This is a genomic window from Streptomyces sp. NPDC096136 (assembly GCF_044763325.1).
GTDB lineage: Bacteria > Actinomycetota > Actinomycetes > Streptomycetales > Streptomycetaceae > Streptomyces.
In genome coordinates this window covers 322,353-346,077 of record NZ_JBIWFZ010000005.1, presented here as the reverse complement: position 1 = coordinate 346,077, position 23,725 = coordinate 322,353, and the positions used below count along the sequence as shown (strand labels likewise).

At 70.2% G+C, this 23,725-nt stretch carries 18 protein-coding genes; 10 read left to right on the top strand and 8 right to left on the bottom strand.

Features of this window, described 5'->3' with window-relative positions; all coding sequences use genetic code 11:
* Positions 1-76: 76 nt before the first annotated feature.
* Positions 77-1,543, bottom strand: a complete 1,467-nt coding sequence (gene dnaB / locus ACIRBY_RS13485) for a replicative DNA helicase (protein ID WP_042810219.1) — start codon at positions 1,541-1,543, stop codon at positions 77-79.
* 452 nt (positions 1,544-1,995) lie between these two features.
* On the opposite strand from dnaB, the gene ACIRBY_RS13480 reads away from it, so the two are divergent.
* The gene (locus ACIRBY_RS13480; RefSeq protein WP_403900207.1) at positions 1,996-3,333 is read left to right on the top strand and encodes an MATE family efflux transporter; all 1,338 of its coding nucleotides are present in this window, start codon (positions 1,996-1,998) and stop codon (positions 3,331-3,333) included.
* A 164-nt stretch (positions 3,334-3,497) separates the two neighbouring features.
* On the opposite strand, the gene rplI is transcribed toward ACIRBY_RS13480, so the two are convergent.
* From rplI to rpsF, 4 genes are all read right to left on the bottom strand, one after another.
* Positions 3,498-3,944 (bottom strand): 50S ribosomal protein L9, encoded by a 447-nt coding sequence (gene rplI / locus ACIRBY_RS13475; RefSeq protein WP_042810204.1) that lies wholly within the window; start codon positions 3,942-3,944, stop codon positions 3,498-3,500.
* Positions 3,945-3,962: 18 nt separating this feature from the next.
* Positions 3,963-4,199 (bottom strand): 30S ribosomal protein S18, encoded by a 237-nt coding sequence (rpsR, locus tag ACIRBY_RS13470; protein WP_005315025.1) that lies wholly within the window; start codon positions 4,197-4,199, stop codon positions 3,963-3,965.
* Between the two features lie 43 nt (positions 4,200-4,242).
* Positions 4,243-4,827: a single-stranded DNA-binding protein gene (locus ACIRBY_RS13465; RefSeq protein WP_358891494.1), complete on the bottom strand. Its 585-nt coding sequence runs from the start codon at positions 4,825-4,827 to the stop codon at positions 4,243-4,245.
* 72 nt (positions 4,828-4,899) lie between these two features.
* Positions 4,900-5,190, bottom strand: a complete 291-nt coding sequence (rpsF, locus tag ACIRBY_RS13460; RefSeq protein WP_007265254.1) for a 30S ribosomal protein S6 — start codon at positions 5,188-5,190, stop codon at positions 4,900-4,902.
* Positions 5,191-5,442: 252 nt separating this feature from the next.
* On the opposite strand from rpsF, the gene ACIRBY_RS13455 reads away from it, so the two are divergent.
* The 3 genes from ACIRBY_RS13455 to ACIRBY_RS13445 all read left to right on the top strand — a co-directional run bounded on the left by ACIRBY_RS13455 (position 5,443) and on the right by ACIRBY_RS13445 (position 8,104).
* Positions 5,443-5,754, top strand: coding sequence for a hypothetical protein (locus tag ACIRBY_RS13455; RefSeq protein ID WP_403900204.1), 312 nt, complete (start codon positions 5,443-5,445; stop codon positions 5,752-5,754).
* Between the two features lie 132 nt (positions 5,755-5,886).
* A complete protein-coding gene (locus tag ACIRBY_RS13450) occupies positions 5,887-7,005 on the top strand; it encodes a peptidoglycan bridge formation glycyltransferase FemA/FemB family protein (RefSeq protein WP_042810209.1) in 1,119 nt (372 codons plus the stop codon).
* Positions 7,006-7,072: 67 nt separating this feature from the next.
* The gene (locus ACIRBY_RS13445) at positions 7,073-8,104 is read left to right on the top strand and encodes an alanine racemase (protein WP_042810210.1); all 1,032 of its coding nucleotides are present in this window, start codon (positions 7,073-7,075) and stop codon (positions 8,102-8,104) included.
* 32 nt (positions 8,105-8,136) lie between these two features.
* On the opposite strand, the gene ACIRBY_RS13440 is transcribed toward ACIRBY_RS13445, so the two are convergent.
* Positions 8,137-9,630, bottom strand: a complete 1,494-nt coding sequence (locus tag ACIRBY_RS13440) for a glycosyltransferase family 87 protein (RefSeq protein ID WP_403900201.1) — start codon at positions 9,628-9,630, stop codon at positions 8,137-8,139.
* A gap of 86 nt (positions 9,631-9,716) precedes the next feature.
* Positions 9,717-12,284 carry a transglycosylase domain-containing protein gene (locus tag ACIRBY_RS13435; RefSeq protein WP_403900199.1) on the bottom strand — a complete coding sequence of 856 codons (2,568 nt, stop codon included), beginning with the start codon at positions 12,282-12,284 and terminating at the stop codon, positions 9,717-9,719.
* Between the two features lie 272 nt (positions 12,285-12,556).
* Between ACIRBY_RS13435 and ACIRBY_RS13430 the strand changes: the two genes are divergently transcribed.
* From ACIRBY_RS13430 to ACIRBY_RS13420, 3 genes are all read left to right on the top strand, one after another.
* Positions 12,557-13,159 carry a helix-turn-helix transcriptional regulator gene (locus tag ACIRBY_RS13430; protein ID WP_358891489.1) on the top strand — a complete coding sequence of 201 codons (603 nt, stop codon included), beginning with the start codon at positions 12,557-12,559 and terminating at the stop codon, positions 13,157-13,159.
* Positions 13,160-13,209: 50 nt separating this feature from the next.
* On the top strand, positions 13,210-14,292 hold the full coding sequence (locus ACIRBY_RS13425) for an inositol-3-phosphate synthase (protein WP_403900196.1): 1,083 nt from the start codon (positions 13,210-13,212) through the stop codon (positions 14,290-14,292).
* A 116-nt stretch (positions 14,293-14,408) separates the two neighbouring features.
* Positions 14,409-15,665 (top strand): MFS transporter, encoded by a 1,257-nt coding sequence (locus ACIRBY_RS13420; RefSeq protein WP_403900194.1) that lies wholly within the window; start codon positions 14,409-14,411, stop codon positions 15,663-15,665.
* Between the two features lie 74 nt (positions 15,666-15,739).
* Here ACIRBY_RS13420 and ACIRBY_RS13415 read toward each other — a convergent pair whose 3' ends face one another.
* A complete protein-coding gene (locus ACIRBY_RS13415; protein ID WP_403900192.1) occupies positions 15,740-17,191 on the bottom strand; it encodes a CCA tRNA nucleotidyltransferase in 1,452 nt (483 codons plus the stop codon).
* Positions 17,192-17,387: 196 nt separating this feature from the next.
* On the opposite strand from ACIRBY_RS13415, the gene ACIRBY_RS13410 reads away from it, so the two are divergent.
* The 3 genes from ACIRBY_RS13410 (at position 17,388) to ACIRBY_RS13400 (ending at position 23,712) form a co-directional block, all read left to right on the top strand.
* A complete protein-coding gene (locus tag ACIRBY_RS13410; RefSeq protein ID WP_403900190.1) occupies positions 17,388-19,655 on the top strand; it encodes a DUF6049 family protein in 2,268 nt (755 codons plus the stop codon).
* 46 nt (positions 19,656-19,701) lie between these two features.
* A complete protein-coding gene (murJ, locus tag ACIRBY_RS13405) occupies positions 19,702-21,876 on the top strand; it encodes a murein biosynthesis integral membrane protein MurJ (RefSeq protein WP_403900188.1) in 2,175 nt (724 codons plus the stop codon).
* A 117-nt stretch (positions 21,877-21,993) separates the two neighbouring features.
* Positions 21,994-23,712, top strand: a complete 1,719-nt coding sequence (locus tag ACIRBY_RS13400) for a protein kinase family protein (protein ID WP_403900186.1) — start codon at positions 21,994-21,996, stop codon at positions 23,710-23,712.
* The last annotated feature ends 13 nt before the right edge of the window (positions 23,713-23,725 follow it).

Genomic DNA, 23,725 nt, shown 5'->3' with positions numbered 1-23,725 from the left:
GACGGCATAAGTGCCACCGATGTGCCATCGGGGCTGAGATTGTGCCGCGAATTTTGAGACCCTACATGATCGGATGCTACGTGTTGGCCATGTCCACGAACCGCGAATAATGGCCCTGGAAGGCCACGGTGATGGTGGCCGTCGGACCGTTTCGGTGCTTGGCGACGATCAGGTCCGCCTCGCCCGCGCGGGGGGACTCCTTCTCGTACGCGTCCTCGCGGTGCAGCAGGATCACCATGTCGGCGTCCTGCTCGATGGAACCGGACTCACGCAGGTCGGAGACCATGGGCTTCTTGTCGGTGCGCTGCTCGGGACCACGGTTCAGCTGGGAGAGCGCGATCACCGGCACCTCGAGCTCCTTGGCCAGCAGCTTGAGGTTTCGGGACATGTCCGAGACCTCCTGCTGGCGGCTCTCGGGCCGGCGCGAGCCGCCCGACTGCATCAGCTGGAGGTAGTCGATGACCACGAGCGAGAGGTCGTTGCGCTGCTTGAGCCGGCGGCACTTGGCCCGGATCTCCATCATCGACAGGTTGGGGGAGTCGTCGATGTACAGCGGGGCGGCCGAGACGTCCGGCATGCGGCGGGCGAGCCGGGTCCAGTCGTCGTCGGTCATGGTGCCGGAGCGCATGTGGTGCAGCGCGACCCGGGCCTCCGCCGAGAGCAGGCGCATCGCGATCTCGTTGCGGCCCATTTCGAGGGAGAAGATGACGCTCGGCAGGTTGCTCTTGATGGAGCAGGCGCGGGCGAAGTCCAGGGCGAGCGTCGACTTGCCCATGGCGGGTCGGGCAGCGATGACGATCATCTGGCCCGGGTGCAGGCCGTTGGTCAGCGAGTCCAGGTCGGTGAACCCGGTCGGGACGCCCGACATCTGGCCGGAGCGCGATCCGATGGCCTCGATCTCGTCGAGCGCGCCCTCCATGATGTCGCCGAGGGGCAGGTAGTCCTCGGAGGTCCGCTGTTCGGTGACGGCGTAGATCTCGGCCTGGGCGCTGTTGACGATCTCGTCGACGTCGCCGTCCGCCGCGTACCCCATCTGCGTGATCTTCGTACCGGCGGCGACGAGGCGGCGCAGGACGGCCCTCTCGTGGACGATCTCCGCGTAGTACTCGGCGTTCGCCGCGGTCGGCACGGACTGCACGAGGGTGTGCAGGTAGGAGGCGCCGCCGACCTTGCTGATCTCGCCGCGCCGGGTGAGCTCCGCGCCGACGGTGATGGGGTCGGCCGGCTCGCCCTTCGCGTACAGGTCGAGGATGGCCTGGTAGATCGTCTCGTGCGACGGACGGTAGAAGTCATGGCCCTTGAGGACCTCGACCACGTCGGCGATGGCGTCCTTGGACAGCAGCATGCCGCCGAGCACGGACTGCTCCGCGTCGAGGTCCTGGGGCGGGACGCGCTCGAAGCCGCCGCCACCCCCGTCCCAGGAACCGCCCTCGCGGCCCCGGTCGCGCTCCTCGTCCCCACCGCGGCCGCGGCCCTCGCCGCTCCGGCGCGAACGGGCGGGCAGACGGTCGCTGGGACCACTGTCGGCCCAGGGGTCGTCCATGGGCTCGGGCATGCTCACCGGGCCGCCTCCTCCCGTCCGCAACGCGGACCTCGCCGTGTCACTCTTTCTACGACACGGCTCTGACATTTGGGACACCCGGATCGGCTCTCGGCGCGTCGGGCAACGCCCAACGGTAGGGCCGCGAGCGACGTCAGCCAATCTTGTTATCCACAGGCTGTGTGGATGACATGTGGACGACGGACCCAATGCTGTGGGTAAGTCCCCCGAAGCTGTGCACAGACCGGGGGACGACGCTGTGGACAAAATCACCCGACACACCCCTACACCGGTGCTGACCTGCAATTTCCTTCTCCACTGCCGACTGCGGAGAAAATTCTTGGCCACTGTCCCAAGATCGCCCCGGATGGTGCGCCGCGAACGCCCAAGTCAGCGCCCGAGTAAGAGTCTCTAGACGATTGCATCCATTACCTGTGGAAGATTAGATTGAGCACATGACACAGGCCCCCCTGGCTGAGCAGGCCGCCCCGAGGCGGCACGACCGCGAGATACTCGCCCTCGCCCTCCCCGCCTTCGGCGCCCTCGTCGCCGAGCCGCTCTTCGTGATGGCCGACAGCGCGATCGTGGGACACCTCGGCACCCCCCAGCTGGCCGGCCTCGGCGTCGCCGCCGCCCTCCTCACGACCGCCGTGAGCGTCTTCGTCTTCCTCGCCTATGCCACCACCGCGGCCGTGGCACGCCGGGTCGGCGCCGGAGACCTCCGCGCGGCCATCCGGCAGGGCATGGACGGCATCTGGCTCGCCCTGCTGCTCGGCGCGGCCGTCGTCGTCCTCGTCCTGGCCACGGCGCCCTGGTTGATCTCCCTCTTCGGCGCCTCGGACGCCGTCGCCCCGTACGCCGTCACGTACCTGCGCATCTCGGCGCTCGGCATCCCGGCCATGCTCATGGTGCTGGCGGCCACCGGGGTCATCCGCGGCCTCCAGGACACCCGCACGCCGCTCTACGTGGCCATCGGCGGCTTCGCCCTCAACGGCGCCCTGAACGTGGCTCTCGTCTACGGCGCCGGGCTCGGCATCGCGGGCTCCGCCTGGGGCACGGTGATCGCCCAGTGCGCCATGGCCGCCGCCTACCTCTGGGTGGTGATCCGGGGCGCCCGCCGGCACGGGGCCTCCCTGCGGCCCGACCCGGCCGGCATACGCGCCAGCGCCCAGGCGGGCGTGCCGCTGCTGGTGCGCACGCTGTCCCTGCGCGCCATCCTGATGATCGCGACCGCGGTGGCGGCCCGGCTCGGGGACGCCGACATCGCCGCCCACCAGATCGCGCTCTCCCTGTGGAGCCTGCTCGCCTTCGCCCTGGACGCGATCGCCATCGCGGGGCAGGCCATCATCGGCCGCTACCTGGGCGCCGGGGACACCGAGGGCGCCCGGGACGTCTGCCGCCGCATGGTGCGGTGGGGCATCGGCTCGGGCCTCGTCCTGGGCCTGCTGGTCGTCCTGGCCCGGCCCCTGCTCATCCCGCTGTTCACCGCCGACCCCGTGGTCGAGGAGGCCCTGCTCCCGGCGCTCCTGGTCGTGGCCCTGGCCCAGCCGGTCTGCGGGGTCGTCTTCGTCCTCGACGGGGTGCTGATGGGCGCCGGTGACGGCCCCTACCTCGCCCGGGCCATGCTGGTGACCCTCGCGGTGTTCGCCCCGGCCGCCCTGCTCGTCCCCGTCTTCGGCGGTGGGCTGACGGCGCTCTGGTGGGCCATGACGCTGATGATGCTGGTCCGGATGGCCACCCTCCAGTGGCGCGCCCGCTCGGGACGGTGGCTGGTGGCGGGCGCCGCCCGATAGCCGGGCCGTACCGTGCCGGGGCACAGTCCGGTCGTGTTTCACGCGCGTGTTTCACGTGAAACGTGCCGGGGCTGCCGCTCCGCCGCGGGGCGCCCCGGTGGACTCGGGGCCGGAAAACGACGAAGGGCCGCACCCCGGAGGGTGCGGCCCTTCATGCGCTGCCCTTAGGCGGCGACGACCTCGATGCCCACGTTCGCGGCGACCTCGGCGTGCAGACGCACGGAGACCTGGTACGAACCGAGGGTCTTGATCGGGGAGCCCAGCTCCACGCGGCGCTTGTCGACCTTCGGGCCACCGGAAGCCTCGATCGCCGTGGCGATGTCGGCCGGGGTGACGGAACCGAAGAGGCGACCGGCGTCACCCGCGCGGGTGGCCAGACGGACCTTCACGCCCTCGAGCTGGGCCTTGACCTCGTTGGCCTGCTCGATGGTCGCGATCTCGTGGATCTTGCGGGCGCGGCGGATCTGCGCCACGTCCTTCTCGCCACCCTTGGTCCAGCGGATCGCGAAACCACGCGGGACCAGGTAGTTGCGAGCGTAACCGTCCTTGACGTCGACGACATCGCCGGCGGCACCGAGGCCAGAAACCTCGTGGGTCAGGATGATCTTCATTGGTCGGTCACCCTTTCCTTAGCGCGCGGTGGACGTGTAGGGCAGCAGCGCCATCTCACGGCTGTTCTTCACGGCCGTGGCGACGTCACGCTGGTGCTGCGTGCAGTTGCCGGTAACGCGGCGGGCACGGATCTTGCCGCGGTCGGAAATGAACTTCCGCAGCATGTTCGTGTCCTTGTAGTCCACGTACGCGGTCTTGTCCTTGCAGAACGCGCAGACCTTCTTCTTAGGCTTGCGCACAGGCGGCTTCGCCATTGTGTCTCTCCTGTGTGATCAAGAAGTGGGGGTGGAGCTGCCCTTAGAAGGGCGGCTCGTCCGAGTAGCCACCGCCGGAGCCGCCGGAGCTTCCGCCCCAGCCGCCCCCGCCGCCGCCCTGCTGCTGGCCACCGGCCGGCGCGCTGGACGCCCACGGGTCGTCGGAGGGAGCTCCGCCGCCCTGGGGGCCGCCGCTGGGGGCTCCCCAGCTGCCGCCGCCCTGCTGCTGACCGCCGCCGCCGTATCCACCCTGGCCACCGCGACCGGTGGTCTTGGCGACCTTGGCCGTGGCGTTCTTCAGGCTGGGGCCGACTTCCTCGACGTCCAGCTCGTAGACCGTGCGCTTGACACCCTCACGGTCCTCGTACGACCGCTGCCTCAGCCGGCCCTGCACGATGACGCGCATGCCCCGCTGGAGGGACTCGGCGACGTTCTCGGCCGCCTGCCGCCACACCGAGCAGGTCAGGAACAGGCTCTCGCCGTCCTTCCACTCGTTGGTCTGACGGTCGAAGGTGCGGGGAGTGGACGCGACACGGAACTTCGCGACCGCCGCACCCGAGGGGGTGAAGCGCAGCTCGGGGTCGTCGACGAGATTGCCGACGACCGTGATGACGGTCTCGCCTGCCATGGATGAACCTCTCGGCGGGGATTGCTGCTGGGCTGCTGTGCTACTCGGTCCCGATTACCGCTGAACCGGAGTTCAGTGGGTCTCGGGGCGAAGGACCTTGGTCCGGAGAACCGACTCGTTCAGGTTCATCTGGCGGTCGAGCTCCTTGACGACCGCAGGCTCGGCCTGCAGGTCGAGGACCGAGTAGATGCCCTCGGGCTTCTTCTTGATCTCGTAAGCGAGACGACGACGGCCCCAGGTGTCGACCTTCTCGACCTTTCCGTTGCCCTCGCGGACGACGGAGAGGAAGTTCTCGATCAGGGGGGCGACAGCGCGCTCCTCGAGATCGGGGTCGAGGATGACCATCACTTCGTAGTGACGCATGTGGAACCCACCTCCTTTGGACTCAGCGGCCACGGTCGTTCCGTGGCAGGAGGGTCGTGATGCGTGCCGCACGGTGCCTGAGAGCAGACACCGCGCAGACCGTACAGACTACCTGCTCGACTCCTTCCGGTTGAAATCCGGCGGGAGGGGACCACAATCTGTAGGCAACGGGTGTGCTCGGTGCTATGCCCCCGGCCCAGGCCGGCGGCCGCACCGCCACACCACACCGCTCCCGCCAGGAGGTGCCTTCCGATGGCACAGGCAATGGATCGTCCGCCCATCTCCCTGCTCGCGACCGACGGCAAGCCCCATCCGCTCCAGGACACCCTGGTGGCGGTCACCCTGGTCCTCGGCGCCGTGGCGTTCGTCACTGCGTTCTTCCACAATCTGCACCTGCTCAGCTCCTGGACGGGGCTGATCGGGATCGCGACCGGCGCCTACGGGCAGTTCATCTCCGAGACGACACGCGAGCGCTTCGCACTGATCATCGGCCTTGGCGCGTCTGGCATCGGCTTCTTCCTCGGCATGGCGCACGGCGGCCTCTTCGGCGGCCTGATGGGCTGACCGGGGGATCTCCTCGACAGGGCGCCGGCCGGACACCGGCCCGGACTACGGCCCGTCCCCCAGAAGGGTGGCGCCCCCGTCGCAGTAGGCTTCGCGCCATAGCCAGCGAAGCCGCCGGAGGAGACACCCCGCATGAGCCTGTCCCTGAGCACCATCAGCCGAGAGCAGCATCTGGCGTACCTCCAGAGCCTGCCCTCGGCTAGCCACTGCCAGGTCCCGGCATGGGCCGACGTCAAGAACGAGTGGCGCTCGGAGAACCTCGGATGGTTCGACAAGTCCGGTCAGCTCGTCGGTGCGGCGCTCGTCCTGTACCGCCAGCTGCCCAAGGTGAAGCGGTACCTCGCCTACCTCCCCGAGGGCCCGGTCATCAACTGGTACGCCCCCAACCTGGAGGAATGGCTCCAGCCGATGCTGGCGCACCTCAAGCAGCAGGGCGCCTTCACCGTGAAGATGGGCCCGCCGGTCGTCATCCGCCGCTGGAACTCCGCCGCCATCAAGGCCGGTATCCAGGACCCCGAGGTCAAGCGCCTGCGCGACGTGGAGGCCTCGTACATCGAGCCCCGCGCCTTCGAGGTGTCCGACAAGCTGCGCCGCATGGGCTGGCAGCAGGGCGAGGACGGCGGCGCCGGCTTCGGCGACGTCCAGCCCCGCTACGTCTTCCAGGTGCCGCTGGCCAACCGCTCGCTGGACGACGTCCTCAAGGGCTTCAACCAGCTGTGGCGCCGCAACATCAAGAAGGCCGAGAAGGCCGGCGTCGAGGTCGTCCAGGGCGGCTACGAGGACCTGCCGACCTGGCAGTACCTCTACGAGATCACGGCCGAGCGCGACAAGTTCCGCCCGCGCCCGCTCAGCTACTTCCAGCGCCAGTGGACGGCCCTCAACTCCGAGGACCCCAACCGCATGCGGCTGTACATCGCCAAGCACGAGGGCGAACCGCTCGCGGCCGCCACGATGCTGACGGTCGGCCAGCACGTCTGGTACTCCTACGGCGCCTCCGCCAACCACAAGCGCGAGGTCCGCCCCTCGAACGCCATGCAGTGGCGCATGCTGCGCGATTCGTACGCGCTCGGCGCCAGCGTCTACGACCTGCGCGGCATCAGTGACACCCTGGACGAGAACGACCACCTGTTCGGCCTGATCCAGTTCAAGGTCGGTACGGGCGGCGAGGCGGTCGAGTACGTCGGCGAGTGGGACTTCCCGCTCAACAAGGTGCTCCACAAGGCGCTCGACATGTATATGTCGCGTCGCTGACCCCGCCCCTTCCCCACACACCGCACAGCTGCACCACGCAGCTTTCCCAGAGAGGCTCCGGACGGGCATGGCGCTCACGCTCTACGTCGACACCGCGCGCTGGCGTGCGCACCAGAAGACGATCACCGACCAGTTCCCCGGTCTGATCCCCGTCTGCAAGGGCAACGGCTACGGCTTCGGCCACGAGCGGCTGTGCGAGGAGGCGACCCGGATGGGCGCCGACATCCTGGCCGTCGGGACGACGTACGAGGCCGCGAGCATCAAGGACTGGTTCGGCGGCGACCTGCTCGTCCTCACCCCCTTCCGGCGGGGTGAGGAGCCGGTGCCGCTGCCGGACCGGGTGATCCGTTCGGTGTCCTCCGTGGACGGGGTCCGCGGCCTGGTCGGCGCCCGCGTGGTCATCGAGTGCATGAGCTCGATGCGCCGCCACGGCATCTCCGAGCAGGACCTGGGCCTGCTCCAGTCGGCGATCGAGGACGTCCGGCTGGAGGGCTTCGCCCTGCACCTGCCGCTGGACCGCCCGGACGGCTCGGACGCCGTCGAGGAGGTCATCGGCTGGATGGACCGGCTGCGCGCGGCCGGTCTGCCGCTGCACACCATGTTCGTCAGCCACCTGCGCGCCGAGGAGCTCGCCCGGCTCCAGCAGCAGTTCCCGCAGACCCGCTTCCGCGCCCGCATCGGCACCCGGCTGTGGCTGGGCGACCACGACGCCACCCAGTACCGGGGCGCGGTCCTGGACGTCACGCGCGTGGTCAAGGGGGACCGTTTCGGCTACCGCCAGCAGAAGGCCGCCTCCGACGGCTGGCTGGTCGTGGTCGCCGGCGGCACCTCGCACGGGGTGGGCCTGGAGGCCCCCAAGGCCCTGCACGGGGTCATGCCGCGCGCCAAGGGCGTCGCCCGGGCGGGCCTGGCCACCGTCAACCGCAACCTCTCGCCCTTCGTCTGGGCGGGCAAGCAGCGCTGGTTCGCCGAGCCCCCGCACATGCAGGTGTCGATCCTGTTCGTGCCCTCGGACGCGACCGAGCCGAAGGTGGGCGACGAGCTGGTGGCCCACCTGCGCCACACCACCACGCAGTTCGACCGGGTCCTCGACGCCTGATCCGGACCCCGCGGGGCCGCCCCGCGGGGTGGTCAGTGCCCTTGGTCCGGGTCCACGCCCCAGGCGACCCGCTGTCCCTCCGAAGGCGCCGCGCACCGCGGCGCCTTCGCCCTTTCCCCGAGCACGAAGACGTCCTCGGCCCCGTCCAGGACGCCGCCGGACGGGTCGTCCGAGCCGTCGCGCCGTACGACGTCGCGCTCGGGCAGCAGGACGTCCCGCACGACGACCGCGCACAGGTAGAGCGTGGCCGCGAGGTGGACGGCGATGGCCAGCTGGTAGCCCTCCAGCGGCAGCCCCTGGTGCTTGTCCCCGCTGGTCGTGTAGGCGAGGTAGAACCAGATGCCCAGGAAGTAGGCGATCTCGCCGGCCTGCCAGATCAGGAAGTCGCGCCAGCGCGGCCGGGCCAGCGCGGCGAGCGGGACGAGCCAGAGGACGTACTGCGGCGAGTAGACCTTGTTGGCCAGGATGAAGGCGGCGACGACCAGGAAGGCCAGCTGGGCGAAACGGGGCCGCCTGGGGGCCGTCAGCGCGAGCAGGCCGATGCCCAGGCACAGCAGCAGGGTCAGCCCGGTCGCGTACGTGTTGGCACCCTCCAGCGGGTTGCCGGTGCGCTGGGAGATCAGCAGCCAGACGGAGCCGAAGTCGATCGGGCGTTCCTGGCTGAACTCGTAGAACCGCTTCCAGCCGTCCCAGGCGTAGAGCATGACCGGCAGGTTGACCGCGAGCCACGCGACGACCGCGCCCGCGGCGGCGGCGCCGAAGGCCCGCCACTTCCCGGCGCGCCAGCACAGGACGAACAGCACGCCGAGCAGCAGTACGGGGTAGAGCTTGGCCGCGGTCGCCAGGCCGATGAGGACGCCGCTCAGCAGCGGGCGGCTCCGCGACCACATCAGCATCGCGGCGGCGGCGAGGGCGACGGCGGGCAGGTCCCAGTTGATGGTCGCGTTGAGCGCGAAGGCGGGGGCCAGGGCGAGCAGCAGGGCGTCCCAGGGGCGGCGCCGGTGGGTCCGGGCGACGCAGACGGCGATGACCGCGGCGCAGGCCATCAGCATGCCCGCGTTGACCATCCAGTACATCTGCTCGCGGTGCTGGATGGCGCCGGACGAGGGGGTCAGCCAGGACGCCGCCTGCATGAAGGCCCCGGTGAGCACCGGGTACTCCAGGTACTGCATGCCCCCGTACTTCGGGTCGACCGCCAGGTCCGGGAACCGGTCGCGGTAGGGCACGAGGCCGTCGGCGAAGCCGCGGGCGGAGTACAGGTGCGGGATGTCGGAGTAGCAGGCGTGGGTGTACTGCGAGCCCGCTCCCCGGAACCAGGCCCAGTCGTAGCAGGGCAGCTTCTGCACCATGCCGAGCGCGAACATGCCGAGGGCCACGAGGACCACGACGCGGACGGGGGTCAGCCAGTGGCCGCCCAGCCGGGCGTACCGGCCGGCCGGCCCGCCGATGAGCTCGCTGCCGGCGGCCGCGACCTCGTCCTGCTGCGTTGGCAGGACGGGCGACTGGTCCTCGTGCACCTTGGTCATGGGCTCATCCTGCCGTACCGGCCCGGGCACGGGGGAGGGCCGCCGCACGGTGTGCGACGGCCCTCGGTGGTGCGGGCGGGGCGGGATCAGCCCTGGGTGCCCATGATGCTGCCCCAGTTGGTGGTACCGCCCTGGCGTCCGGGGCGGCCCGTCGCGGGCGGGGAGGGCTGATCGGTGCTCCCGCCCGTGTCACCGCCCGCTCCGCTGCTCGTACCGGCCGCGGTCTGCGGGTCGCACACGTGCCAGGGCCTGGGCTTGCAGGGCTTGCCCCCCTGGGACGGGGAGGGCGACACGGACGTGGACGGGGAGGTGGACGGCGAGGCCGACGGCGATCCGGACGGCGACACGGACGCCGAGGGGGTCGGCGACGGGGCGCCGGCGGCGTCGGCGACGACGCCCAGGTCCTGGGCCTCCGGGAAGTCCTTGACCGGGGCGCCCTTGAGGGCCTCGCGCATGTACTCGGTCCAGATCACCGCGGGGATGTCACCACCGTGGATGGAGTCGACACCGCCCACGTGGTTCATGGACATGAGCTTCTTGTCCTTGGAGTTCGGGTCGTTGCGGAAGAGCGTGACCGAGGTGGACAGCTCCGGGGTGTAGCCGACGAACCAGGCCGACTTGTTCTGGTCGGTGGTACCGGTCTTGCCCGCGGCGGGCCGGCCCAGCTTCTTGGCCTTGGTGCCGGTGCCGTTCTCCACGACGTTGCGCAGGACCTTGGTGATGTTGTCCGCGACGGAGTTGTCCATGGCCCGGGACTCCTTGGGGGCCTGGAACCCCGGCACGTCCTTGCCGTCCTTCTTGACCTGGAGCACCGAGAAGGGCTCGTGGTGCGTCCCGGACGCGGCGAAGGTGGCGTAGGAGTCGGCCATGCGGATGGCGCTGGGCGTCGAGGTGCCGAGGGCGAACGAGGCGTTGTTGTTCTCGTCCATCGACTCCTCCAGGATGCCGGTGGACTTCGCGACCTGGCGGACCTTGCTGTGGCCGACGTCGAAGACGAGCTGGGCGAACGGGACGTTGATGGACTTCTCCATCGCCTCGTTCAGGGTCACGTAGCCGTACGGGTACTCGCTCTCGTTCTTCTGCTTGAACGGCTGGCCGTCGGGGCCGAGCAGCGGCTTGCCCGTCCGGTCGTTGATCACCGTGAGGTCGTTGGCGTTGTACTTGCTCATCGCCGAGATGCCGGAGCCCTTGGAGTTCTGGGTGCCGTACTCCATGGCCGCGGCCAGCACGTACGGCTTCCAGGTCGAGCCGACGGGGACGCCGGAGGTGTTGGCGTTGTTGGCGAAGTACTTGTGGTCCCAGCCGGGGCCGCCGTACAGGGCGACGATCGCACCGGTCTTCACGTCGACGGAGGCGGCCCCGAACTGCACGAAGGTGTCGAACTCGGGCCGCTTCTTCTCGTCGAGGAAGTCGTTGCGGGTGTCCTCGACCGCCTTGGACAGGGCGTCCACCTTGGGCTTCTGGAAGGTGGTGCGGATGGTGTAGCCGCCGAGGGCCATCTTCTCGGCGCTGATGTCGGCCGTCTTCATCACGTACGACTTGGCCACCTCGACGAGGTAGCCGGTCTGGCCGGACATGCCGCTCGCCTGGGCGAGGTCGACGCGGACGGGGAAGTCCTTGTACTTGTCCCGCTCGGACTGCTCCATGCGGTGCACGGCGACCTCGCGGTCGAGCACCCACGCCCAGCGGGCCCGGGCGCGCTTCTCGTTGGCCTCGGGGGTGGCCGCGGAGCCGATGCCGCCGTCCGGGTTGTAGAGGTTGGGGCCCTTGAGCAGAGAAGCGAGGAAGGCGCTCTCGGACGGGTTGAGGTCCTTCGCGTCCTTGCCGAAGTAGGCACGGGCGGCGGCCTGGATGCCGTAGGCGTCACGGCCGAAGTAGGCCGTGTTCAGGTAGCCCGCGAGGACCTTGTCCTTCTCCTCGGTGGCACCCAGCTTGATCGCGATGAAGAGCTCGGTGACCTTGCGCTTGAGCGTCTGCTCGGAGTCGAGGTAGGTGTTCTTGACGTACTGCTGGGTGATGGTGGAGCCGCCCTGGGTCGAACCGCCCGTGGCCATGTTCACCACGGCGCGGGCGATACCCATCGGGTCGACGCCCTTGTCCGTCTCGAAGGACTCGTTCTCCGCCGCGATCACGGCATTCCGCATGGAGACCGGAATCTGGTCTATCGGGATGATCTGGCGGTTCGTGGACCCGCCGGTGGCGACCATCTGGGTGCCGTCGGCCCACTGGAAGACGTTGTTCTGCGCCTTGGCCGCCTTGTTCGCGTCCGGGGTGCCGACCATCGCGATGCCGACGCCGGCCCCCGCGATGATGACGGCGAAGAAGCCCAGGATGCTGCCGGTCACCAGCTTCCAGGAGGGCACGAAACGCTTCCACCCGGCCTTTCCGGCGCGGGGGTAGTCGATGAGCCGCTTGCGGCCGTCACCCCCCTTCCCACCTGGGCGTCCTCGGCCGGCAGGGGGGTGCTGGGCACCCCGGCGGGCGTCGGTGCGGCTGCTGTGGGCACTCTGGTCCGCGTACGGTCCGCCCGGCGGCGCGGCGGGGAGGTCCCGTCCGGGACCGGGGCCCCGGCCGGGGCGCGGCTGGGCAGCCCGGCGGGACGCGGCGCGGCCGCCGCCCTGGGGCTGCGGCGGTTTGCGGCGGTGCTCGCTCATCGAACGACTACTCCTCGGGCAGGCGAGTGGCCTGGAAGCGGCAGGTGATTCCGGTTCCCCCCGGTGGTCCTTCCGCACAGCCTACGCACGGCCAAAACCCAATCAGTGCCGAAGTTCACCCCAAATCAGGCAACTTGCATCGTATGAATTGGTGATGTGACGCCGGTCACCATGTCTTGGCTTGTCGCCGGGAGCGCCCCGATCTATGGTCTGGATGTATCGAGCCGATACATCAGCTCGACATAAACTCCGAGGCAGAGAGGGGCAGGCGGATGAGCAGGCGCTCCGGCATCCTCGAGTTCGCCGTGCTCGGCCTGCTTCGCGAATCCCCCATGCACGGCTACGAGCTCCGCAAGCGGCTCAACACCTCGCTGGGGGTATTCAGGGCGTTCAGCTACGGGACTCTCTACCCCTGCCTGAAGACGCTGGTCGCCAACGGCTGGTTGATCGAAGAACCGGGGAACGCCCCGGAAGACGCTCTCGCCGCTTCACTCGCAGGGCGCCGCGCCAAGATCGTCTACCGGTTGACGGCAGCAGGTAAGGAGCACTTCGAAGAGCTCCTCTCCCACACCGGCCCCGACACCTGGGAGGACGAGTCCTTCGCCGCCCGCTTCGCCTTCTTCGGCCAGACCGAACGGGAAGTGCGGATGCGCGTGCTGGAGGGCCGTCGCAGCCGGCTGGAGGAGCGCCTGGAGAAGATGCGCGCCTCGCTCGCCCGTACACGGGAGCGCCTGGACGACTACACGCTCGAGCTGCAGCGGCACGGAATGGAATCCGTCGAGCGTGAAGTGCGCTGGCTGAACGAGCTCATCGAGAGCGAGAGGGCGGGACGGGACCAGAGACGACCCGGTCCGCCCGACGAAACAGCAAAGTGAGACCTGCATCTCGCAGGCCTCGTTCCGAGAACAAACAGGGAGCAACCGGAATGGGTTCGGTTCGCGTAGCCATCGTCGGCGTGGGCAACTGCGCCGCCTCGCTGGTGCAGGGCGTCGAGTACTACAAGGACGCCGACCCGGCCTCCAAGGTCCCGGGTCTGATGCACGTCCAGTTCGGCGACTACCACGTCCGTGACATCGAGTTCGTGGCTGCCTTCGACGTCGACGCGAAGAAGGTCGGCCTGGACCTCTCTGACGCCATCGGCGCCAGCGAGAACAACACCATCAAGATCTGCGACGTCCCGAACAAGGGCGTCACGGTCCAGCGCGGCCACACCCTCGACGGTCTCGGCAAGTACTACCGCCTGACGATCGAGGAGTCCTCCGAGGCCCCGGTCGACGTCGTCCAGATCCTCAAGGACCGCGAAGTCGACGTCCTGATCTGCTACCTCCCGGTCGGTTCCGAGGAAGCGGCGAAGTTCTACGCCCAGTGCGCCATCGACGCCAAGGTCGCCTTCGTCAACGCCCTCCCGGTCTTCATCGCCGGCACCAAGGAGTGGGCCGACAAGTTCACCGAGGCCGGTGTCCCGATCGTCGGCGACGACATCAAGTCCCAGGTCGGCGCGACCATCACGCACCGCGTGATGGCCAAGCTGTTCGAGGACCGCGGCGTCCGCCTCGAGCGCACCATGCAGCTCAACGTCGGCGGCAACATGGACTTCAAGAACATGCTCGAGCGCGACCGCCTCGAGTCGAAGAAGATCTCCAAGACGCAGGCCGTCACCTCGCAGATCCCCGACCGCGAGCTCGGCGAGAAGAACGTCCACATCGGCCCGTCCGACTACGTCGCGTGGCTCGACGACCGCAAGTGGGCCTACGTCCGCCTCGAGGGCCGCGCCTTCGGCGACGTCCCGCTGAACCTCGAGTACAAGCTCGAGGTGTGGGACTCCCCGAACTCCGCCGGTGTCATCATCGACGCCCTGCGTGCTGCGAAGATCGCCAAGGACCGCGGCATCGGCGGCCCGATCCTGTCGGCCTCCAGCTACTTCATGAAGTCCCCGCCGGTCCAGTACTTCGACGACGAGGCCCTGGCCAACGTCGAGAAGTTCATCAAGGGCGAGGTCGAGCGCTAGTCGCGCCGCCGGTCGGGTCCAGGGTCTCCCGGGACACCTGCTCTTCGACGGTTCTTCCACCGAGGGTCTCCGGACTATGTGTCCGGAGACCCTCGGTGTATGTGACCCTTGCCCTCATGCCCGTCGTACGTGATCTGCGCGTACTCCTGCGCCGGAGGGACTTCCGCAACCTGCTCGCCGTACGGCTGCTGTCCCAGGCCGCCGACGGGACGTACCAGGTCGCGCTGGCCACCTATGTGGTCTTCTCCCCGGAGAAGCAGACCTCACCCGCGGCCATCGCCTCCGCGATGGCCGTACTCCTGTTGCCCTACTCCGTCATCGGCCCCTTCGCCGGAGTACTGCTCGACCGGTGGCGCCGCCGCCAGGTCTTCCTCTACGGCAACCTGCTGCGGGCCCTGCTCGCCTGCGTCACCGCCGTACTGATCGTCGCGCACGTCCCCGACTGGCTCTTCTACGGCTCGGCCCTGTCCGTGACGGCCGTCAACCGCTTCGTCCTCGCCGGGCTCGCGGCCTCCCTGCCCCATGTCGTGGACTCCGACCAGCTGGTCACCGCGAACGCCCTCTCGCCCACCGCCGGAACGCTCGCGGCCGTGGCCGGCGGAGGGCTGGCCTTCCTCGTCCGGCTGCTCGGCTCGGGGTCCAACGCCCTCGTCGTCCTGGTCGGAGCCGGCCTGTACCTGTGCGCGGGGCTGGTGGCGCTACGGCTGGCCATCGGCCTCCTGGGGCCCGACCACCCTCCCGGCCGCACCCGCCCGTCGATCGCCGAGGGGGTCGCCCTCACCGTCCGCGGCATGGCCGAGGGCCTGCGGCACCTGGCCGGGCGGCGGGAGGCCGCCCGGGCCCTCACCGCCATGACGCTGATGCGCTTCGCGTACGGGGCCCTGACCGTGATGCTCCTGATGCTCTGCCGCTACGCGTGGTCGGAGAACGAGTCGGACGGCCTGGCGCTGCTGGGGATCGCCGTCGGGGTCTCCGGGGCGGGCTTCTTCGCGGCCGCCGTGGTCACCCCGTGGATGGTGGGCCGGCTGGGACCGCTGGGCTGGATCACCGTCTGTGCGGCCGGCGCGGCCGTCCTCGTGCCGGCCCTCGGCCTCTTCTTCGCCCCGGGGCCCATGCTCGTCGCGGCCTTCGCCCTCGGCATCGCGACCCAGGGGGCCAAGATCTCCACGGACACCGTGGTGCAGTCCCGGGTGGACGACGACTACCGGGGCCGGGTCTTCTCCGTCTACGACGTGCTGTTCAACGTGGCCTTCGTCGGGGCGGCCGCGGTGTCCTCGCTGATGCTCCCCGCCGACGGCCGGTCCGCGGCCCTGCTCCTGGCCACGGCTCTGATCTACGCCGCCACGGCGGCGTTCCTCCGCCGCAAGCGCTGACGGGGGCGATGTTTCACGTGAAACAGTCCCTGTGTTTCACGTGAAACATCGCCCCCGCCCAGCCGCCGCGGCCGTCAGCCCTGGGGAGCCTGCTCGGCCCACCACTGCCTGAGGGCCGCCACCGCCGCCTCGCGCTCCATCGGGCCGTTCTCCAGCCTCAGGTCCAGCAGGAAGGCGTAGGCCTTGCCCACCGCCGGCCCCGGGGCGATCTCCAGGATCTGCTGGATCTCGTTGCCGTTCAGGTCCGGGCGGATCGCGTCCAGCTCCTCCTGCTCCTGGAGCTGCGCGATCCGCTCCTCCAGCCCGTCATAGGTGCGGGAGAGCGCGTTGGCCTTGCGCTTGTTGCGGGTGGTGCAGTCGGACCGGGTCAGCTTGTGCAGCCGGTCCAGGAGCGGCCCCGCGTCGCGGACGTAGCGCCGCACGGCCGAGTCGGTCCACTCACCGTCCCCGTAGCCGTGGAAGCGCAGGTGCAGCTCCACCAGCCGGGACACGTCCTTGACCATGTCGTTCGAGTACTTCAGCGCCGTCATGCGCTTCTTGGTCATCTTCGCGCCCACCACCTCGTGGTGGTGGAAGGAGACCCGGCCGTCACTCTCGAAACGGCGCGTGCGGGGCTTGCCGATGTCGTGCAGCAGGGCGGCGAGGCGCAGGACCAGGTCCGGGCCGTCCTCCTCCAGCGCCATCGCCTGCTCCAGGACGATCAGCGAGTGGTCGTAGACGTCCTTGTGGCGGTGGTGTTCGTCACTCTCCAGCCGCAGCGCGGGCAGCTCCGGCAGGACCCGGTCGGCGAGACCGGTGTCCACCAGGAGGGCCAGGCCCTTGCGCGGGTGGGCGGAGAGCAGCAGCTTGTTCAGCTCGGCCTGCACCCGCTCCGCCGAGACGATCTCGATCCGGTCGGCCATCGCCTTCATGGCCGCCACCACCTCGGGGGCGACCTCGAAGTCCAGCTGCGCCGCGAACCGGGCCGCGCGCAGCATGCGCAGCGGGTCGTCGGAGAAGGAGTCCTCCGGGGTCCCGGGCGTCCGCAGCACGCCGGAGGCCAGGTCCTCCAGACCGCCGTGCGGGTCGATGAACTCCTGCTCCGGCAGGGCCAGCGCCATGGCGTTGACCGCGAAGTCCCGGCGGACCAGGTCCTCCTCGATCGAGTCGCCGTAGGAGACCTCGGGCTTGCGGGAGGTACGGTCGTACGCCTCGGAGCGGTACGTCGTCACCTCGATCTGGAAGCCCTCCTTCTGGGCGCCGACCGTACCGAAGGCGATGCCGACGTCCCAGACCGAGTCGGCCCACGGCCGCACGATCTTCAGTACGTCCTGGGGACGCGCGTCGGTGGTGAAGTCAAGGTCGTTGCCGAGACGCCCGAGCAGCGCGTCGCGTACGGACCCGCCGACCAGGGCGAGGCGGAAGCCCGCCTCCTGGAACCGGCGGCCGAGCTCGTCGGCGACGGGAGCGACCCGCAGCAGTTCACTGACCGCGCGGCGCTGCACCTGACTCAGGGCACTGGGGTTGTCTTCATTGGCGTTCGGCACAACAGAAAAGGGTACGTGGCCCGCCCGGCCGGGGCCGCCCGGTTTCGCCCGGGGAGCAGCGCTGCGGCCCGGGAACCGGAACGGATCCGGAACCGATCTTGTGGAGCAAGGCGCGGCACTCGCGCACAGCGCGCCTCGTTACCATGCGAGGACGCAGAACCGACGACCACTGACACTTCGAGGGACTGGTGAGCGCGTGGCCGAGGCGGCAGACATCCAGGGGGCGGCCCCCGCCCCTGCCCGGCGCCGATGGCTGCGGCGGGCGGTCGTCCTGCTGAGCGGGACGCCGGTGCTGGCTGCCCTCGTCTACGCCCCCGCCCCCGCCGCGCAGGCCGCCGATTCCCCCGTCGACGTGCAGCTTTCCGAGGTGTCGCCGAGCGCTCCGGTCAAGAGCGACACGCTGACCGTCCAGGGGACCGTGGTCAACAACGGCCGCGAGACGATCAAGGGAGCCCACGTCGGGCTGCGGGTCGGCCCCATGGTGGGCGACCGGTCGGCCATCGACGAGGTGGCGGACCGCAAGGGCTTCCGGCCCGGGGCGGACCCGGGGGAGATCGACCCGGCCTTCGCCGTGAAGATCGACTCCCTGCCCTCGAAGGTGGGCCAGCCCTTCACGATCAAGGTGCCGGTGAACAAGCTGGACCTGGGCGCCGACGGCGTCTACCAGCTCGGCGTCTCCGTGTCCGGGACCACCGACAGCCGCCCGTCCGAGCAGGTGCTCGGCATCCAGCGGACCTTCCTGCCCTGGCAGCCGGACCCGGCCGCCAAGCGGTCCTCCCTCACGTACGTCTGGCCGCTGGTCTCCACGACCCGCGTCACCGCCGAGACCGGATCGGACGAGGTCCAGACCCCGGTCTTCAAGGACGACTCCCTGGCCGACGAGCTGCGGCCGGGCGGACGTCTGGAGCGGATGGTCTCGCTCGGCCGGGACCTGCCCGTCACCTGGGTCATCGACCCCGATCTGCTGGCCACCGTGGATGCGATGACCAAGGGGTACCGGGTACGCAGCGCCGACCCGGACGGCAAGCCCGTCCAGGGCCGGAACAAGGCCGTGGCCGAGCAGTGGCTGAGCTCCCTGGAGAGCGCTGTGCAGGGCAAGAAGGTGGTCGCCCTGCCGTTCGCGGACCCCGACATCGCCTCCCTCGCCCACCACGGCAAGGACGTATCCGGCACGCTGGGCCAGCTGCGGCCCGCCACCGACAAGGCGAAGCAGGCCGTCGAGACCGTGCTGCACGTCACCCCCTCCACCGACTTCTCCTGGCCGGTGGACGGCGCGATCGACCCGTCGATCGTGAACGTCGCCACTTCGGCCGGCGCCCACAACGTGCTGACCCGCAGCGACAGCCTCCAGGAGACCGGCGCCCTCGGCTACACCCCGAGCGCCGCCCGTCCCATCGGCGCGGGCACCACCGCCGTGGTGGCCGACGCCGACCTGTCCACCGCCTTCGAGGGGGACATGGCGAGCGCCGGGAACTCCACGCTCGCCGTGCAGCGGTTCCTCGCCCACAGCCTGGCGCTCAACCTCCAGCGCGGGGACGAACCCCGCAGCTACGTGGTCGCGCCCCAGCGCCGGCCCTCCACCACCCAGGCGGAGTCGATGGCCACCGCCCTGCGCGGGCTCCAGGCCGCACGCTGGACCCAGCCCTCCGACCTGGAGGCGGCGGCCGCCGCCAAGCCCGACCCCGGAGCCGCGACCCAGGTCCCCGGCGCGGGCCAGTACCCCGAGGCCCTGAGCCGCCAGGAGCTCCCGGTGTCGGCCTTCGAGAAGATCCGCACCACCCAGAACACCCTGGACCGGTTCAAGGTCATCCTCACGGCACCGGACCGCGTCGAGATCCCCTTCGGCAACACCACCAACCGGGAGATGTCCACGTCCTGGCGCGGCCGCGCCGAGGAGGCCGACCGCTACCGCGACGAGGTCCAGTCCTATCTGCTCGGACTGACCGACAAGGTCAAGGTCATCCCCAAGTCCGACGCCACCTTGTCCGGACATAGCGCGACGATCCCGGTCAGCGTCCAGAACAGCCTCGTCCAGGACGTACACAACCTTGTACTGAGGGTGAAGTCCGCCAACCCGACCCGCCTGATGTTCGGCGACAGCGGCGAATCGGAACAGGAAGTCACCGTTCAGGGCGGCCACAGCCAGACGGTAAAGTTCACCGCCAACGCCACCGCGAGTGGTCCGGTCGAGGTCACCGCACGCCTGTTCACCAAGGACGGCGTGCCGTACGGCAAGGAACGCAAGTTCACCGTCGAGGCCACCGAGATCACCCCCACCGTCATGCTCGTCATCGCCGGCGGCGTGCTCCTCCTCGTACTGGCGGGCATCAAGATGTACGCCAGCCGCAAGCGGGTCGCCGCCCGGGCGGCCGCCGAGGAGAGCACGCAGCCGAGTGACGGGACCGCGGACACCGGACCGCAAAGCACAGAGGGGTCCGGAACGGGTGAGACAGTGGACCGTTGAGCGATGCCGTGGCCGGTCGGCCTGGGGACGATGAGGTGGGGTTGCGATGAACGCGCCGTACGACGGTGACCGCGCGCAGGGCGCCGGCGGGCCTGGGCCCGCCCAGGGCACTGCCCCCGGCACTCCGGTGCCCGGGCAGGTTCCGCCGCCCGCGCCCGCGCCGGAGCACGACCCGTACGTCCAGGACGCCTACGACCGCGACCCGTACCGGTCGCAGGACCTGTCGGCCCAGGACCCCGTCGCCGAGGTCCTCTACGACCGCGCCTCGCACCCCCCGCCGCCGCCGGGCACCTACCAGGAGCCGGGTCCGCTGTACGCCGCGCCCCAGGCGCCCTCGCACGGCCCCGACCCGCGCGTCTGGGCCCAGACCCCGCCGCCCGAGCCCGACGGCCCGTCCCGCCACCTGCCCTACGGCGACCACGCCGCGACGACGCAGTTCGTCGGGGTGGACTCGCTCGTGACCAGTGCCTCGGACGAACAGCCCGAGCCCGACGCCTTCACGCACCTCTACCGCGACCAGCAGGCCGCCCCCGGCGCCCCCGTCGAGGAGGCCCCGGTCGCGGCCCCGGCACCGAGCAAGCCCGCCGGGAAGGCGTCCAGCCTGCTCAAGTCCAGCGCCCTGATGGCGGCCGGCACGATCGTCTCCCGCATCACCGGCTTCGCCCGCACCCTGGTCATCGCCGGCGCCATCGGCGTCGCCACCCTCAACGACTCCTACCAGGTCGCCAACACCCTGCCGACGATGATCTACGTCCTCGTCGGCGGCGGCGCCCTCAACGCGGTCTTCATCCCGCAGCTCGTGCGCGCCATGAAGAACGACGAGGACGGCGGCGAGGCCTACGCCAACCGCCTGCTCACCCTCGTCATCACCCTGCTCGGCGCGGTCACCACCATCTGCGTCCTCGCGGCCCCGCTCTTCATCCGCCTGATGTCGCCGACCATCGCCGGCGATCCGAAGCGCCTCGACGTCGCCGTGGCCTTCGCCCACTACTGCCTGCCCACGATGTTCTTCATGGGCGTGCACGTGGTGCTCGGTCAGATCCTCAACGCCCGCGGGCGGTTCGGTGCGATGATGTGGACCCCGGTCCTCAACAACATCGTCGTCATCGCCACCTTCGGCGCCTTCATCTGGGCCTTCGGCGGGTTCACGGCCTCCGGGGTCTCCGAGGCGACCATCACCCCCGAGGGCGTGCGCCTCCTGGGCATCGGCACCCTGCTCGGCCTCGCGGTCCAGTCCCTCGCGATGCTGCCCTACCTGCGTGACGCCGGCTTCAGGATGCGCCTGCGCTTCGACTGGAAGGGCCACGGCCTCGGCAAGGCGGCCGGCCTGGCCAAGTGGACGTTCTTCTTCGTCCTCGCGAACCAGATCGGCCTCGTCGTCGTCACCCAGCTCGCCACCGCGGCCGGCACGGCCGCCGAGAAGCTGGGCCACGGCGGTACCGGTATCACCGCCTACAACTACGCGCTGCTGCTGTGGCAGATGCCGCAGGCCATCATCACCGTCTCCGTCATGACGGCCGTCCTGCCGCGCATCTCCCGCTCGGCCCACGACGGCGACGCCGCCGCGGTCCGCGACGACATCTCCTACGGCCTGCGCACCTCGGCCGTCGCCATCGTGCCCTGCGCCTTCGCGTTCCTCGCGCTCGGCGTCCCGATGGCCACCCTGCTCTACGCCAGCGCCGGCAAGGACGCCGTGAACATCGGCTACGTCCTGATGGCCTTCGGCCTCGGCCTGATCCCGTACTCCGTCCAGTACGTGGTCCTGCGCGGGTTCTACGCCTACGAGGACACCCGGACCCCCTTCTACAACACCGTCATCGTCGCGGCCGTCAACGCCGGTGTCTCGGCCCTCGCCTACTTCCTCCTGCCCGCCCGCTGGGCCGTCGTGGGCATGGCCGCCGCCTACGGGCTCGGCTACGTGGTCGGCGTCGGCGTGGCCTGGCGCCGCCTCAAGACCCGCCTCGGCGGCGACCTCGACGGCGCCCACGTGATGCGCACCTACACCCGCCTGATCGGCGCGTGCGTCCCGGCCGCCGTGGTCGCGGGCGCCGCCGCCTACGGGGTGATGCAGGTCCTGGGCAGCGGAGCCCTCGGTTCCCTCGCCGCCCTGGTCGCCGGAGGCGTCGCGCTGGGGGCCGTGTTCCTCCTCGCCGCCAAGCGCATGCGCATCGAAGAGCTCAATTCCATGGTCGGAATGGTCCGCGGCCGACTGGGTCGCTGATGCGCACAACCGTCGGGCCCCATCGTGTGTCGTGCATAGCGCCGGACTGTGGGCACAATTGGCATGGCTTCGCAGACTGGCCGACAGCGCGCAACGGATGGGGAGGCAGGGACGACGGTGGCGGAACGTAGCACAGCTGCCGTCGACGTGGCCGACAACAGCGGCGACCAGCCGCTGGCCGCAGATGCGGCCAAGGCCACGGCCGACGGGGTGGACACCCAGAACGGACGAGCCGCGGACGAGCCCATGCCCGAGAAGGACGGCGAACGCAGAAGCGCGGCACCCGTGGCCGCGCCCGAACTCCACAGCGGCCACAAGCTCGCGCGGCGCTACCGCCTCGAGGAGTGCGTCACCCGTCTGGACGGATTCAGCAGCTGGCGCGCGATGGACGAGAAGCTGCGCCGCGCCGTCGGGGTCCACCTCCTGCCCGCCGACCACCCCCGGGCCCGCACCGTCCTGGCGGCGGCCCGCTCCTCCGCCCTGCTCGGCGACCCCCGGTTCGTCCAGGTCCTCGACGCCGTCGAGGAGAACGACCTCGTCTACGTGGTCCACGAGTGGCTGCCGGACGCCACCGAGCTCACGGCCGTCCTCGCCGCCGGCACGCTGGAGCCCCACGAGGCCTACCAGCTGGTCAGCCAGGTCTCCCAGGCCATGGCCGCCGCCCACCGCGAGGGCCTGGCCCACCTGCGCCTGACCCCGAGCGCGATACTGCGGACCTCCACGGGCCAGTACCGCATCCGAGGCCTCGCCGTGAACGCCGCCCTGCGCGGCATCACCAGCGACACCCCGCAGCGGGCGGACACCGAGGCCATCGGCGCACTGCTGTACGCCGCCCTCACCCAGCGCTGGCCGTACGAGAACGACGCCTACGGCCTGCGCGGCCTGCCCAAGGGCGTCGGCCTGCTCGCCCCCGACCAGGTCCGCGCCGGCGTCCACCGGGGCCTCGGCGAGCTCGCCATGCGCGCCCTCGCCAACGACGGGGCCACGGCCTCCCGCCAGGAGCCGGCCTGCACCACCCCGGAGGAGCTGGCCAAGGCCGTCGCGGCGATGCCCCGCATCAAGCCGCCGGAGCCCGCCTTCACGGCGCCGCCGGAGTACCAGCACACCACCTACCAGCAGGGCAGCTACGGCCGCCCGGCTCCCGTCGGCATGCCCACGGCGCCGATCTCGGTCCCGGTGCCCCCGCCGCCCCCGCTGCAGAGCCGTACGGGCCGCGCCCTCAAGTGGGGCGTCGCCGCCCTCCTGATCGCCGCCCTGGGCCTGGGCAGCTGGCAGCTCGCCGACGCCCTCCTGGACCACAACAAGCAGAACAACAACGAGACCACCCAGCCCCAGCAGCAGCAGGGTCCCGCCCCGGAGAAGAAGGACCCCGTTCCGCTCGCCGTCAAGGACGCGAAGGAGTTCGCCCCGGACGGCGTCCCGCAGAACGCCGGCGACGTCGGCAAGACGTACGACGGGGACACCTCCAGCTACTGGCGGACCAAGAGCTTCTCCGACGGCCCGAAGATCGTGATCAAGGAAGGCGTCGGCATCGTCTACGACCTCGGCTCCGAGCAGGAGGTCAGCGAAGCCTCGATAGGGCTCAGGCACCCGGGCGACCACACCACCCTGACGCTGTACGCGGTCGACGGTCTGCAGCCCAAGGGCAAGATCTCGTCGATGAAGAAGATCGCGGGCACGACCACCAAGGCCAACAGCGCCAAGCTGACCACGGACAAGCCGGTCAAGACGCGCTACGTGCTCCTGTGGATCACCGAGATGCCGTACGCGGGCTACGACGACTACAGCGGCGCCGGCTACAAGCAGGGCATCACGGACGTGAAGTTCAAGGGCTGACGCACGGCAGGGG

Excerpts from the sequence above, each read along its gene's own strand:
- dnaB (WP_042810219.1), bottom strand. The coding sequence starts at position 1,543 with ATGGACGACCCCTGGGCCGACAGTGGTCCCAGCGACCGTCTGCCCGCC.
- ACIRBY_RS13480 (WP_403900207.1), top strand. The coding sequence starts at position 1,996 with ATGACACAGGCCCCCCTGGCTGAGCAGGCCGCCCCGAGGCGGCACGAC.
- rplI (WP_042810204.1), bottom strand. The coding sequence starts at position 3,944 with ATGAAGATCATCCTGACCCACGAGGTTTCTGGCCTCGGTGCCGCCGGC.
- rpsR (WP_005315025.1), bottom strand. The coding sequence starts at position 4,199 with ATGGCGAAGCCGCCTGTGCGCAAGCCTAAGAAGAAGGTCTGCGCGTTC.
- ACIRBY_RS13465 (WP_358891494.1), bottom strand. The coding sequence starts at position 4,827 with ATGGCAGGCGAGACCGTCATCACGGTCGTCGGCAATCTCGTCGACGAC.
- rpsF (WP_007265254.1), bottom strand. The coding sequence starts at position 5,190 with ATGCGTCACTACGAAGTGATGGTCATCCTCGACCCCGATCTCGAGGAG.
- ACIRBY_RS13455 (WP_403900204.1), top strand. The coding sequence starts at position 5,443 with ATGGCACAGGCAATGGATCGTCCGCCCATCTCCCTGCTCGCGACCGAC.
- ACIRBY_RS13450 (WP_042810209.1), top strand. The coding sequence starts at position 5,887 with ATGAGCCTGTCCCTGAGCACCATCAGCCGAGAGCAGCATCTGGCGTAC.
- ACIRBY_RS13445 (WP_042810210.1), top strand. The coding sequence starts at position 7,073 with ATGGCGCTCACGCTCTACGTCGACACCGCGCGCTGGCGTGCGCACCAG.
- ACIRBY_RS13440 (WP_403900201.1), bottom strand. The coding sequence starts at position 9,630 with ATGACCAAGGTGCACGAGGACCAGTCGCCCGTCCTGCCAACGCAGCAG.
- ACIRBY_RS13435 (WP_403900199.1), bottom strand. The coding sequence starts at position 12,284 with ATGAGCGAGCACCGCCGCAAACCGCCGCAGCCCCAGGGCGGCGGCCGC.
- ACIRBY_RS13430 (WP_358891489.1), top strand. The coding sequence starts at position 12,557 with ATGAGCAGGCGCTCCGGCATCCTCGAGTTCGCCGTGCTCGGCCTGCTT.
- ACIRBY_RS13425 (WP_403900196.1), top strand. The coding sequence starts at position 13,210 with ATGGGTTCGGTTCGCGTAGCCATCGTCGGCGTGGGCAACTGCGCCGCC.
- ACIRBY_RS13420 (WP_403900194.1), top strand. The coding sequence starts at position 14,409 with ATGCCCGTCGTACGTGATCTGCGCGTACTCCTGCGCCGGAGGGACTTC.
- murJ (WP_403900188.1), top strand. The coding sequence starts at position 19,702 with ATGAACGCGCCGTACGACGGTGACCGCGCGCAGGGCGCCGGCGGGCCT.